Origin of the sequence: Pseudomonas jilinensis (assembly GCF_003586265.1) — a bacterium.
GTDB lineage: Bacteria > Pseudomonadota > Gammaproteobacteria > Pseudomonadales > Pseudomonadaceae > Halopseudomonas > Halopseudomonas phragmitis.
Map to the genome: position 1 here is coordinate 61,447 of NZ_QJSA01000010.1, position 12,069 is coordinate 73,515.

Here is a 12,069-nt window from a genome sequence, read left to right on the forward strand (position 1 = left end):
TCGAATTTGTTCGAGGTCACTCGCGGCGGCTAGCCGCCACAAAACGGACTATCTGCAACGGTAAGGCCCAGCAGCGCTTACTGGGCCCACCGCGACGCCTTGTTCAATTAACGGCGTCTTTCAGGCTCTTGCCTGGCTTGAAGGAGACGGTGTTGCTGGCCTTGATCTTGACCGGGGCTCCGGTCTGGGGATTCTTGCCGGTACGAGCGCCGCGATGACGCTGAAGGAAAGTACCGAAACCAACCAGGGTTACCGTGTCCTTTTTACTCAGAGCCTGGGTGATTTCATCGAGAATTGCGTTGAGTACTCGGTTGGCCTGGTCCTTGCTCAGGTCAGCCTTGTCGGCAATAGCCGCTGCGAGATCCGGTTTACGCATAATAGCCTCATAGTCTGTTGTTGTTGTTTTCCCGCTGCTTCCTCGCAGCGGTCTGGCAGGGGCCGAGCCGTCTGGCCCGCCTGTCACAGCTCAACCAGCATGGCACGACTCGCCCCATAGCGCCAGTCGGAAAATCCATCTTTTGGCTATTGTGTCGCGGATTTCCCGACAAAAGGCCAAAGCGTCCCATTTTGGCCCGTTCTCTCTACAACCAGGGCGGCAACTGCCGATTCAACTGCAACCGCTCCGGCAATGCCCCGGCCGTCAGGGCATAACCGTGTAGCTGCCCATCCGGCGCATGAAACAGCGCTCGTCGATCCGGGCCCTCACCACTGAAGGTCCAGGCACCGGCACTGGCGGTCACCGGTGGGGCAACTACCAGCGGACAGGCCGGAGTCTTGACCGTCACCGGCATTGGTCCGTAACTCAGCTGCGCAGTCTGGCCGGCCAACACTTGCGCCAGGGTTCGGGCCCCGGCCATCAGCGGCATGACATACATCAGATTGAGCCCGCTAACCTCGGCGCAGTCGCCCAGCGCAAACACATGGGGATCAGAACTGCGCAACTGACGGTCAACCACAATGCCGCGGTTGACCGCCAGCCCCGCCTCCGCTGCCAGCCGGGTATTGGCCTGCAAGCCGATGGCCGACAGCCCCTGGTCGGCCTCCAGCACCTGCCCATTTTCCAGTCGCACCTGCAACCCAGACGAACTCAACAGCATCTGGGCAATGTTCTGATTCAGATAGAAGCGCACACCCAGCGCTTCGAGGCTGGCCTGGATCGGTTCGGCCACTGGTTCGGGAATCAACCCGGGCATCAGGTAAGGATCGCTGGCCAGCACGCTGACCTCGAAACCGGCCAGCACCAGATCATTGGCAAACTCGCAGCCGATCAGTCCGGCACCGATAATCAGGACTCGCTTGCGTCCCTCCAAAGCCTGGCGGAAACGGGCGTAGTCTTGCAGATCGTTGATCGACAGCAATCGCTCCCCCAGATCCCGGGCCCAGGGCAACTGCCGGGGCGAAGCACCACAGGCCAGTACCAGATCGCTGTATTCAAGCTCGTGCCCGGCCAGCCACAGGCGGCGCTGTTGCGGATCAATCCGCTCGACCCGGGTCTGGGTGAGAATCTCGGCCTGCAGTTGCCCAGCCATGCTGGCAGCATCCTGCATCGCCAATTCATCAGCCTGCTTGCCCTTGGCAAATCCGGTAGACAGCAACGGCTTGGAGTAAAAGCGTCCATCATCGGCGCTGATCAACATAAGCGGGCGCTCAGCATCCAGTTTGCGGAACTCCTTGGCCAGGTTATAGCCGGCCAGGCCGGTCCCGACGATTACCAGCGGTGCGGTTGTGGACACTCTTCCCCCCAAGTCTCAACCAATCTCGATCATCTCGAAATCTTCCTTGCCTACCCCACAGTCCGGGCACTGCCAGTCGGCAGGCACATCTTCCCAGCGGGTACCCGGAGCGACCCCCTCGTCGGGCCAGCCTTCGGCCTCGTCATAGATGAAGCCACAGACGATACATTGCCACTTTTTCATTGAAGTACTCATCTCAACAGAATTCCGAATTGCCGCGACACTACCTTATATACCGAATCCGGCCAAGGACCGGGCAGCACCACCGCCTACCTTCATGATACCCTTGTGGACCACACCGATTGACCATGAACCGATTCAAAACGTGACAGTACCCGACTGGTTTCCCGCCGCTCAACACCCCGATGCGCCTGCCGGTGCCCTGTTCGACTGGCTATGCGGTCAGGGCTCGCTGACTCAGCGTCTGACTGCCGCCGGACCCAACGACTTCCGGGTTGAGCTGCTCTGGCAGGGCATCCAGACCGGTCGGGGCGATGAACTGCAGGCCTTCGGTCTGGCCAGCGGTGAACCGCTGTGGGTCCGCGAGGTGCTGTTGCATACCGCCGGCGCACCGCGCGTCTTTGCCCGCAGTGTTGCCCCCCTGCAGACCCTGCGCGAAGCTCGGGTCGATCTCAATAGCCTGGGCACGCGCAGCCTTGGCGAGCTGCTGTTCAGTGATCCGGAAATCCAGCGCGGTCCGATTCAGATCAGCCGCTACCCCGCCGCCTGGTTGCCAGCCCAGGTCCGCGCCGAGCAGCTTTGGGCCCGGCGCTCAAGCTTCGGTCGTGGCGGCCAGTCGCGACTGCTGGTCTGCGAAGTGTTCCTGACCGGCTGGCCTCCGGCCAGCCAACCCCATGCCATGGAGACCTCCCCGTGCTAGGCCTGCTGATCAAACCCCTGCAGCGAGTGCACCCCCGCGCCCTCGACTTCATTCAGTTGATGCGTCTGGATCGCCCGATCGGTACCTATCTACTGCTCTGGCCCACACTCTGGGCGCTGTGGCTGGCCGCCGAAGGCATGCCGAACATCAAGGTGCTGGTAATCTTTGTGGTCGGCGTCATCCTGATGCGCGCCGCCGGCTGCGTGATCAACGATTACGCCGACCGCAATTTTGACGGCCACGTCAGCCGCACTCGCCAGCGCCCACTGGCCACTGGCCGGATCAGTGCCCGCGAAGCACTGATTCTGTTCGCCATCCTGACCGGCCTGAGTGGTCTGCTGGTACTGCTGACCAATGCCCTGACCATCAAGCTGGCATTCGTCGGCATTGCTCTGGCCGCCATCTATCCGTTCTGCAAACGCTTCACCTTCTACCCCCAGGTGGTGCTCGGCGCGGCCTTTTCCTGGGCCATCCCCATGGCGTTCGCCGCCCAGGCCGCAGAGCTGCCCATCGCCCTGTGGTTGGTGTTTATCGCCAACCTGCTGTGGACCGTGGCCTACGATACCGAATACGCCATGTGCGACCGCGAAGATGACCTGAAGATCGGAGTCAAATCCACCGCAATCCTGTTCGGCGAGGCCGACCGCCTGATCATAGGCCTGCTCCAGGGCCTGACCCTGATTTGCCTGCTGCTGGTCGGCAGCCGCTTCGAATTGGGGCTGTACTATCATCTGGGCCTGCTGGCCATGACTCTGGGCTTTGCCTGGCAGCAGTGGCTGATCCGCGAACGCGAGCCCCAGGCCTGCCTGCGTGCCTTCCTGGCCAATCACTGGGCCGGGATGCTGGTGTTCATCGGCCTGGCCCTGGATTACGCCATGCGCTGACAGCAAGTGAACCTCTGAAAAACGTAGGCGAGGCAGGCAAGACAAGGCAAAAACAGCCGAAAAAGCGGAGTTTACGTGGTGTAAATGAGCATTTTGAGGCTGTTTTTAACGCTGTATTGCCAACGCAGGTAGTTTTTCAGAGGTTCCCAAGCTTCATCAAGTGGTTATATGAACGTCATACAACTGCAATAAAAGTGTTATCTAATCGACGCATGTCAGGAATCCGCAACGAGATGGTAAACACCATGGCAGGCAAAACCATTCTAATCGTCGATGATGAAGCCCCGATCCGGGAGATGATTGCTGTAGCGCTGGAAATGGCCGGCTATGAGTGCCTCGAGGCCGAAAACGCCCAGCAGGCCCATGCCAGCATCATTGACAGCAAGCCGGACCTGATCCTGCTCGACTGGATGCTGCCCGGCACCACCGGCATCGAACTGGCCCGGCGCCTGAAGCGCGATGACATGACAGCCGACATTCCGATCATCATGCTCACCGCCAAAGGCGAAGAGGACAACAAGATCCAGGGCCTGGAAGTCGGCGCCGACGACTACATCACCAAACCCTTTTCACCGCGCGAACTGGTGGCCCGACTCAAGGCGGTATTGCGCCGCGCCGGCCCGGCTGACAGCGAAGCGCCGATTGAAGTCTCCGGCCTGCACCTGGATCCGGTCAGCCACCGGGTGACCATTGACGACAGGCCAGCGGAGATGGGCCCTACCGAATACCGCCTGCTGCAGTTCTTCATGACTCACCAGGAGCGCGCCTACACTCGCGGGCAATTGCTTGATCAAGTCTGGGGTGGCAATGTCTACGTCGAAGAGCGCACCGTAGACGTGCATATCCGCCGGCTACGCAAGGCCCTGGGCAGCAACTACGAGCATCTGGTGCAGACCGTGCGCGGTACTGGTTATCGGTTTTCCACCAAGGCCTGAGAGCGGCTCAATCACATCGGACCACCGGCCGAGTAAGGAGCTGACGCTTGGGTAACAACTGGTTCACAGCGGTACTGAACAGGCTGTTCTGGCTGATGCTGCTGTGCCTGGTGGCCGGGCTGATCCTCGACGCAGTGGCCTGGACCCTGGTCGCCGGCCTCACCCTTTATCTGTTCTGGATACTGCGTCAGATGTTCCGCTTCCACCACTGGCTGCGGACCCGCCCCAATGACCCACCTCCGGAAGCCAAGGGCGTCTGGGGTGAAATCTTCGACAGCATCTATCATATGCAGCGCCGGGACAGCCGCATGCGAGCCCGCCTGCAAGCGGTGATCGACCGCATCCAAGCCTCGACTGCGGCGCTCAGCGATGCGGTGGTGATGATCGACCCGGACGGCCACCTGGAATGGTGGAACCACGCTGCAGAACAGTTGCTGGGGCTGCGTGCTCCGGATGATAGCGGCCAGCACGTCACCAACCTGATTCGTGACCCGCGCTTTGTGGCCTACTTTGACCAGGACAGCTACAAGGAACCGCTCGACATCCCCTCGCCGATCGACATCAATAGCTGGCTGCAGTACGCCATCACCCGCTATGGCCGTGGCGACCGCCTGATGGTGGTGCGCGATGTCACGCGCATGCACAACCTCGAACAGATGCGCAAAGACTTCGTCGCCAACGTCTCCCATGAACTGCGCACCCCGCTGACCGTGGTAGTCGGCTATCTGGAAACCCTGCTTGACGCCGAAGACTCGATCAATCCGCGCTGGAAGCGAGCCTTGCAACAGATGCAGCAACAGGCCCGGCGCATGCAGACCCTGCTCAACGACCTGCTGTTACTGGCCCGGCTGGAAACCTCGGATACTGTCGACGATGAAAAACCAGTGGCGGTCGACCTGCTGCTGCTCGGCATTCGCCAGGACGCCCAGGCCCTGTCGGCCGAACGCAACCACCACATCAGCCTGGAAGCCAGCAGCCAACTGCGACTACGCGGTATCGAAGGCGAGCTGCGTAGCGCCTTCTCCAATCTGGTGTTCAATGCAGTGAAGTACACCCCGGACGAGGGTGAGATCCAGATTCGCTGGTGGCAGGATGAGCGCGGTGCTCACCTGAGCGTCAGTGACAATGGCGTAGGTATCGCCCCGCAACACATCAACCGGCTGACCGAGCGTTTCTACCGGGTAGACTCCAGCCGCAACAGCAGTACCGGCGGCACCGGGTTGGGGCTGGCGATCGTCAAGCACGTGCTATTGCGCCACGACGGCAAGCTGGAAATCACCAGCACTCCGGGCAAAGGCAGCACCTTCACCTGCCATTTTCCCAGCGGACGGATAGTCTGATCAGGCCCCGGGCGAGTAATGCTGCTGAGCCGTGCCTGAGGCAATCAGCCGGGACAGATAGCTGAGCTTGTCCTGATCCTGATCGACGAACTTCAGCGTCACCTTGACCCATTCGCAGTCGAGCTTGGGTTCCAGCGCCGCCACCGCATGTACATAAGCGTTGATCCGCGCCACGCTCTGGTCGCTGTCCTGTTCCAGATCCAGCACGACACTTTCAAACACCTGCGGTAAGCGTTCAGCACGGCGCACCACTACCAGCGCATCGCGCAGGCTCAGAGTCTTGATCACGCAAGCCTGCTGCTGATCAGCCAGGCGCAGTTGCGCCTGGCCGCGCACGTTCTGGGCGCTGCTGGCCGCAGCGGGGCTGGGCGAGACGGTGGGAGTAACAGCCTTGGGTGCTGGCTTGGCTGCCGCACTGGAGGGGGGCGATGCCGCCGGGCGACCACCGGTCAAGGCACTGATGCTGTCCTGGGCAGTGCCGACACTGGGTGTAGCCGGTCGCGCCTGCAATGCCGCCAGCTTGCCTGAGCGCTGCAGGGCCTTCTTGACCTTGCCGACCAGTTGCTCATTGCTGAAGGGTTTGCCGATATAGTCGCTGACCCCGGCCTGAATGGCCTGAACCACATTTTCCTTGTCGCCGCGGCTGGTCACCATAACAAACGGCACCTTGGCCATTTCCGGCTGGCCACGAAACCATTGCAACAGCTCCAGACCGCTCATTTCCGGCATTTCCCAATCGCACAACACCAGATCGAAGCTGCTGCGGCTCAATACCTGCTGAGCCTTGCGACCATTGGTCGCCTCCTCAATCTGCAAGCCAGGAAAATGACTGCGCAAGGCCTTCTTGACCAAGTCGCGAATGAAGGGGGCGTCGTCCACCACCAGGACTGACACTTTCGCCATGTTGACTCTCTCTTTCCGATGTCCGCATAGCTTAGCGCAGAGTAATAGCAATTACCCAGTGTGAATGCCGGCAGGCTGACGACCCGCCTGATACTGAACAGTACCAGGCGGTGTCAGGCAAGGTTAGAGCGTGCCGTTCAAGGCATTGAGGAACAGTTGCTGATACTGCGCCGCTTCCAGTTGGATCGGGTTGGTCCGGGCACTGGGATCCTTGACCGACATTGCGCCAATGGTCTCGGCCTGGGCATCGTCAATACCGATAGCGGCCAGCGTATGCGGCATGTCCAGCTCGCTGCGCAGTTCCAGCACCCAGTCCAGAATACCGTCGAAGTTGGGCTTGGCCAGCCCCAGATAACGGCCAGCCCGCTGCATTTCCGCCTCGATGGCGGTACGGTTCATTTGCAGCACATAGGGCATGACAATCGCATTCAAGGTGCCGTGGTGGGCATCGTAGAGTGCGCCCAGGCTGTGCGACAGCGCGTGGATCGCGCCCAGGCCGCGCTGGAATGCCACGCAACCCATGGTCGAGGCCACCATCATCTGCATCCGCGCATCGATATCGTTGCCGTTGCCGGTCGCCCGCGGCAGGTATTCCTTGACCAGACGCATACCTTCCAGGGCAATGCCTTCAGCCATTGGGTGGAACAAGGGCACACAGAAAGCTTCCAGGTTGTGCGCCAGGGCATCCATCCCGGTGGCCGCGGTCAGCTTAGGCGGCAGACCAACGGTCAGCTCCGGATCGAGAATCACCACCGGCGGCACCATCTTGGCGTGGAACAGGATCCGCTTGGCGTGACTTTCCTCGTCGCTGATCACCGCCGCCTGACCCACTTCCGAACCGGTCCCGGCGGTGGTCGGCACGGCAACCACCGGCAGCATCTTGCTGACATCGACGTTCGACGGTTTCTGCGCCTCCCACAGCGAAATGCTCTGGTGGGCGATCAGGGCGATGGCCTTGGCCGCATCGATGGCCGAGCCGCCGCCGAAGGCAATCACCCCATCATGGCTGCCGGCCTTGAGTGCCGCCACGCCATCGGCCACGTTGCCGCTGGTGGGGTTACCCTTGACGGCACTGAACAAGCCCGGATTCAAACCGGCATCACGACAGTTCTGCAGCGCCTGTTCAACCATTGGTAAGGCCGCCAGGCCCGGATCGGTCACCAGCAGCGGTGCCTGCATGCCCAACTGTTTGCAGGCCTTGCCCAGCTCGCCGATGCGCCCGGGGCCAACCCGGACCGAGGTAGGATAGTGCCAGTTGATACTGTAAGACGAAATTTCCATGGGAGCTCTCCGCAGCCATCAGGCGTTGTAGTAGGTGTATTGAAGCGGAACCCCGGCAGCGGTCCGGGGATACAAAATCGTTTTATGTCCCGCAACATACCCAAAGCCAGTTCTTTAGTCTATGTCTTGCGAGACGTTCTGCGACAATCGACCACTTGCCAAACCAGCAATAAGCCGGCAACGTAATCGGCAAAGTGCCCATAATGAAACCTATTAAAAGATGGGAATTTAACCCTCACCAACATCCGAGGATACCTGATGAAAAACCTGCTGATCCCCGCACTTGCCGCTGGCGCCCTGTTTGCCAGTCATGCCGCGCTGGCCGATGGCGAAGCCCTGTTCAAGAGCAAACCCTGCGTGGCCTGTCATGCCGTAGACACCAAGATGGTTGGCCCGGCCCTGAAGGAAGTCGCCGCCAAGTACGCCGGTGAAGACGGTGCCGTTGATACCCTGGCCAGCCACATCAAGAATGGCTCCTCTGGCATTTGGGGGCCGATCCCGATGCCGCCGAATCAGGTGAGCGATGAGGAAGCCCGGCAACTGGCCGAGTGGGTACTGACGCTGAACTGAGAGACCCGCAGGCGGAGCCCGGCCGTGCCCGGGCTCCATCAGCGGCTAGCGTGCCGCGCTGATGTCTGCCATGCCTCTGGGCAGACCCAACGAGATCAGCGCAGCCGCCAATACAAAGAGTGCCGAAATCCATAGGCAGGCTTCCAGCCCCTGAGTCTGATAAACCCAGCCCGACAGCAGGGTGCCGATCAACCGCCCCAGGGCGTTGGACATGTAGTAGAAGCCGACATCCAGCGAGACCCCATCACGCCCGGCGTACGCCACGATCAGATAGCTGTGCAGCGACGAGTTGATCGCAAACAGTACGGCAAACAGCAGCAACCCCGTGATCAACAGGCTCGGGGCCGGCGCGCCCATATGCAACCCCAGGGCCATGGCCGCCGGCAGCAAGGCCAGTGCCAACGCCCAGCCGAAAGCGGACCGCGCCCCCGGCACCCGGCCCTGACGCTTGCCGGTCAAGGCCGGAGCCTGGGACTGGACGATGCCGTAGCCAATCACCCACAGGGCCAGAAAACCGCCAACCGACCAGAAATCCCAGCCCAGCACGCTGCTCAGATACACCGGCAGAGCGACCACGAACCAGACATCCCGGGCACCGAACAGAAACAGCCGGGCTGCCGAAAGAATATTGATCCGCCGGCTTTTGGACAGCAGCTCACGGAACTTCGGCTTGGCCTTGGCCCGGCCCAGATCCTGCTGCAACAGCCACAGGCTGAGCAACCAGACCACCCCTAACGCCAGCGCCATGGCCAGTACCGCGCCAGCAAAACCCAGCAGCGTGAGCAGTCCGGCACCAAGGAAAAAGCCCACACCCTTGAGCGCATTCTTCGAGCCGGTCAACAGCGCAACCCAGCGATACAAGGTGCCCTGCTGCTCGTCCGGCACCAGCAGCTTGATAGCGCTCTTGGCGCTCATCTTGTTCAGGTCCTTGGCGACTCCGGACAATGCCTGGGCGGCCATGACCCAGAGTACCGTCAGCCATTCACTGGGCACCGTCAGCATCAGCAACGCCAGCACCTGCAATGCCAGACCAATATTCATGGTCCGGTTGAGGCCGATGCGGGCACCCAGATAGCCACCGACCAGATTGGTCACCACGCCGAAGATTTCGTAGAACAGAAACAGCGCGGCGATCTGCAGCGGGCTATAGCCGAGGCTGTGAAAATGCAGCACCACCAACATCCGCAAGGCGCCGTCGGTGAGGGTAAAAGCCCAGTAATTGCCGGTCACCACCAGATACTGGCGAATTCCCGGACTGAGCTGCGCCAGCCAGCTCATGCGCCTCAGCCTACCTGACCGACCAAACGGGCCAGCTCAACCGTGCGGTTGGCATAGCCCCATTCATTGTCATACCAGGCGTAGATCTTCACCTGCGTGGCGTTGACCACCATGGTCGACAGTGCGTCGATGATCGACGAGCGCGGGTCAGTACGGTAGTCGATCGATACCAGCGGTCGCTCCTCGTAACCCAGAATACCCCTGAGCGCGCCATCGGCGGCGCTCTTGAGCAACGCGTTGACCTCATCCGCCGTGGTTGCGCGCTCGACCTCGAATACGCAGTCGGTCAGCGAGGCGTTGGCCAGCGGCACCCGCACCGCATGGCCATTAAGCTTGCCGCGCAGCTCGGGAAAAATTTCGGCAATCGCGGTAGCCGAGCCAGTGGTAGTCGGGATCAGGCTCATGCCGCAGGCCCGAGCCCGGCGCAGATCCTTGTGCGGCTGATCGAGAATGCTCTGGGTGTTGGTCAGATCGTGAATGGTGGTGATCGAACCATGGCGAATGCCCAGCGCCTCATGGATCACCTTGACCACCGGAGCCAGGCAGTTGGTAGTGCAGGAGGCAGCAGTGACGATCCGGTGCTGGGCCGGGTCGAACAACTGCTGGTTGACGCCCATGACGATATTCAGCGCACCGGCTTCCTTGACCGGGGCGCTGACCACCACCCGCTTGACGCCCTGCTCCAGATAACCTTGGAGTACGGCCACGGTCTTCATCTTGCCGCTGGCCTCGATTACCAGATCGCAGCCCGACCAGTCGGTCTCGGCAATAGTCTTGTTGGCGGTCAGTTTGAGTCGCCGGCCACCGATCCGCAGATCATTACCCTCGGCTACCGCCTCGTGCTGCCAGCGCCCATGCACCGAGTCGAAGTTGAGCAAATGCGCGTGGGTTGTGGCGTCGCCGGCCGGATCATTGATCTGCACGAACTCCAGTTCCGGCCAGTCCCAGGCAGCACGTAGGGCCAGCTTGCCGATCCGGCCGAAACCGTTGATACCTACCTTGATTGTCATGCTGTGTTCTCCGCTAATTTGACTGAACGCCCCACACCACTTAAATACTGCGCTGGTTGACTCGCGCCGAAAGCTGCTCGGCCGATTCCTTGCGCTCGGAATAGCGATCAACCAGATAGTCCTGACGATCGCGCAGCAGCAGAGTGAACTTGACCAGCTCCTCCATCACATCCACCACCCGGTCATAGTAGGACGATGGTTTCATCCGCCCGGTCTGGTCAAATTCGAGAAATGCCTTGGGCACCGACGACTGGTTGGGAATGGTGAACATCCGCATCCAGCGACCCAACACTCGTAACTGGTTGACCACATTGAACGACTGCGAGCCACCACAGACCTGCATCACCGCCAGGGTCTTGCCCTGGGTCGGACGGATCGCGCCCATGGCCAGAGGCACCCAGTCGATCTGCGCCTTGAATACCCCAGTCATGGCGCCATGGCGCTCGGGCGAACACCACACCTGGCCTTCGGACCACTGCATCAGCTCACGCAGTTCGCGGACCTTGGGGTGATCATCGCCGGCATCATCCGGCAGAGGCAGTCCGGAGGGATGGAAAATGCGCGGCTCGGCGCCAAAGCCTTCGAGCAGCCGGGCCGCTTCCTCGACCAGCAGGCGGCTGAACGAATGCTCACGGGTGGAACCGTACAGCAGCAAAATCCGGGGCTTGTGGCTGGCCGGCTGGCGAGGTGCCAGTTGGTCCTGGTCAGGACGCTGAAACAGCTCGGCCTCGACATTCGGCAGATCGTCAAACATGTTAGCTCCTTATTGGCACAGGGCGGCGCGCTGCGGCCGGTTGCGCATGCTGTCCAGGCGCAGCAGATCAGGTGCCAGCCACTCGGTATTGGCCGTCAGCACCCGCTTCAGGGTGTCATTGATCCAGGCTGGCAGTTGCGGGTGCAGGCGGTAATAGACCCACTGGCCACTACGCCGGTCCTGCAACAGACCGCAGGTGCGCAGTTGCGCCAGGTGACGGGAGATTTTCGGCTGGCTGAGCTGCAGCGCTTCGGTCAACTCACAGACGCACAGTTCGCCTTCGCGGGCGATCAGCAGGGTGGCCCGGGCCCGGGTGTCATCGGCCAGGCACTTGAACAGCTCGGTCGGCGTCATGGACTGGGACATGGTGGGACTCCGTTATATTCGGTTTTTCGAATATACGGAATATCAGATATGCTGTCGAGCATAAGCTGGAGGGCGGTTGCCCTGGGTAACAGGGTGACGCCCGGCGGCTTGCAGACCGCCGTAAGCGTCACTGGT

The 12,069-nt window shown here is 61.1% G+C and carries 14 protein-coding genes; 5 read left to right on the plus strand and 9 right to left on the minus strand.

Annotated elements, in window-relative coordinates; all coding sequences use genetic code 11:
- Positions 1-103 precede the first annotated feature (103 nt).
- From C2846_RS11905 to C2846_RS11915, 3 genes are all read right to left on the minus strand, one after another.
- Entirely contained in the window at positions 104-376 is a 273-nt protein-coding gene (locus tag C2846_RS11905) for an HU family DNA-binding protein (RefSeq protein ID WP_080049034.1), read from the minus strand.
- A 205-nt stretch (positions 377-581) separates the two neighbouring features.
- Entirely contained in the window at positions 582-1,733 is a 1,152-nt protein-coding gene (locus tag C2846_RS11910) for an NAD(P)/FAD-dependent oxidoreductase (protein ID WP_119701534.1), read from the minus strand.
- A 15-nt stretch (positions 1,734-1,748) separates the two neighbouring features.
- On the minus strand, positions 1,749-1,916 hold the full coding sequence (locus C2846_RS11915) for a rubredoxin (RefSeq protein ID WP_080049032.1): 168 nt from the start codon (positions 1,914-1,916) through the stop codon (positions 1,749-1,751).
- 142 nt (positions 1,917-2,058) lie between these two features.
- Between C2846_RS11915 and C2846_RS11920 the strand changes: the two genes are divergently transcribed.
- The 4 genes from C2846_RS11920 (at position 2,059) to phoR (ending at position 5,772) form a co-directional block, all read left to right on the plus strand.
- Positions 2,059-2,613 carry a chorismate--pyruvate lyase family protein gene (locus C2846_RS11920; RefSeq protein WP_240638198.1) on the plus strand — a complete coding sequence of 185 codons (555 nt, stop codon included), beginning with the start codon at positions 2,059-2,061 and terminating at the stop codon, positions 2,611-2,613.
- Complete coding sequence (gene ubiA / locus C2846_RS11925) at positions 2,607-3,497, plus strand: 4-hydroxybenzoate octaprenyltransferase (RefSeq protein WP_119701536.1); 891 nt, start codon at positions 2,607-2,609, stop codon at positions 3,495-3,497. The genes C2846_RS11920 and ubiA overlap by 7 nt, the downstream gene beginning before the upstream one ends.
- A gap of 245 nt (positions 3,498-3,742) precedes the next feature.
- On the plus strand, positions 3,743-4,432 hold the full coding sequence (gene phoB / locus C2846_RS11930) for a phosphate regulon transcriptional regulator PhoB (protein ID WP_119701583.1): 690 nt from the start codon (positions 3,743-3,745) through the stop codon (positions 4,430-4,432).
- Between the two features lie 47 nt (positions 4,433-4,479).
- Positions 4,480-5,772 carry a phosphate regulon sensor histidine kinase PhoR gene (gene phoR, locus C2846_RS11935; RefSeq protein ID WP_269434101.1) on the plus strand — a complete coding sequence of 431 codons (1,293 nt, stop codon included), beginning with the start codon at positions 4,480-4,482 and terminating at the stop codon, positions 5,770-5,772.
- Here phoR and C2846_RS11940 read toward each other — a convergent pair whose 3' ends face one another.
- Together C2846_RS11940 and C2846_RS11945 are read right to left on the minus strand one after the other, a co-directional pair.
- A complete protein-coding gene (locus C2846_RS11940; protein ID WP_080049030.1) occupies positions 5,773-6,675 on the minus strand; it encodes a response regulator in 903 nt (300 codons plus the stop codon).
- Positions 6,676-6,798: 123 nt separating this feature from the next.
- The gene (locus C2846_RS11945; RefSeq protein WP_080049029.1) at positions 6,799-7,956 is read right to left on the minus strand and encodes an iron-containing alcohol dehydrogenase; all 1,158 of its coding nucleotides are present in this window, start codon (positions 7,954-7,956) and stop codon (positions 6,799-6,801) included.
- A gap of 258 nt (positions 7,957-8,214) precedes the next feature.
- Between C2846_RS11945 and C2846_RS11950 the strand changes: the two genes are divergently transcribed.
- The gene (locus tag C2846_RS11950) at positions 8,215-8,526 is read left to right on the plus strand and encodes a c-type cytochrome (protein WP_080049028.1); all 312 of its coding nucleotides are present in this window, start codon (positions 8,215-8,217) and stop codon (positions 8,524-8,526) included.
- A gap of 45 nt (positions 8,527-8,571) precedes the next feature.
- Here C2846_RS11950 and arsJ read toward each other — a convergent pair whose 3' ends face one another.
- Genes arsJ through C2846_RS11970 form a run of 4 tightly spaced genes read right to left on the minus strand, consistent with a single transcriptional unit; the run spans position 8,572 to position 11,934 of the window.
- Complete coding sequence (gene arsJ / locus C2846_RS11955; protein WP_119701537.1) at positions 8,572-9,804, minus strand: organoarsenical effux MFS transporter ArsJ; 1,233 nt, start codon at positions 9,802-9,804, stop codon at positions 8,572-8,574.
- A gap of 5 nt (positions 9,805-9,809) precedes the next feature.
- Positions 9,810-10,814, minus strand: a complete 1,005-nt coding sequence (locus tag C2846_RS11960; protein ID WP_119701538.1) for an ArsJ-associated glyceraldehyde-3-phosphate dehydrogenase — start codon at positions 10,812-10,814, stop codon at positions 9,810-9,812.
- Positions 10,815-10,854: 40 nt separating this feature from the next.
- On the minus strand, positions 10,855-11,568 hold the full coding sequence (gene arsH / locus C2846_RS11965; RefSeq protein WP_119701539.1) for an arsenical resistance protein ArsH: 714 nt from the start codon (positions 11,566-11,568) through the stop codon (positions 10,855-10,857).
- Positions 11,569-11,577: 9 nt separating this feature from the next.
- The gene (locus tag C2846_RS11970) at positions 11,578-11,934 is read right to left on the minus strand and encodes a metalloregulator ArsR/SmtB family transcription factor (RefSeq protein WP_119701540.1); all 357 of its coding nucleotides are present in this window, start codon (positions 11,932-11,934) and stop codon (positions 11,578-11,580) included.
- Positions 11,935-12,069: the final 135 nt, after the last annotated feature.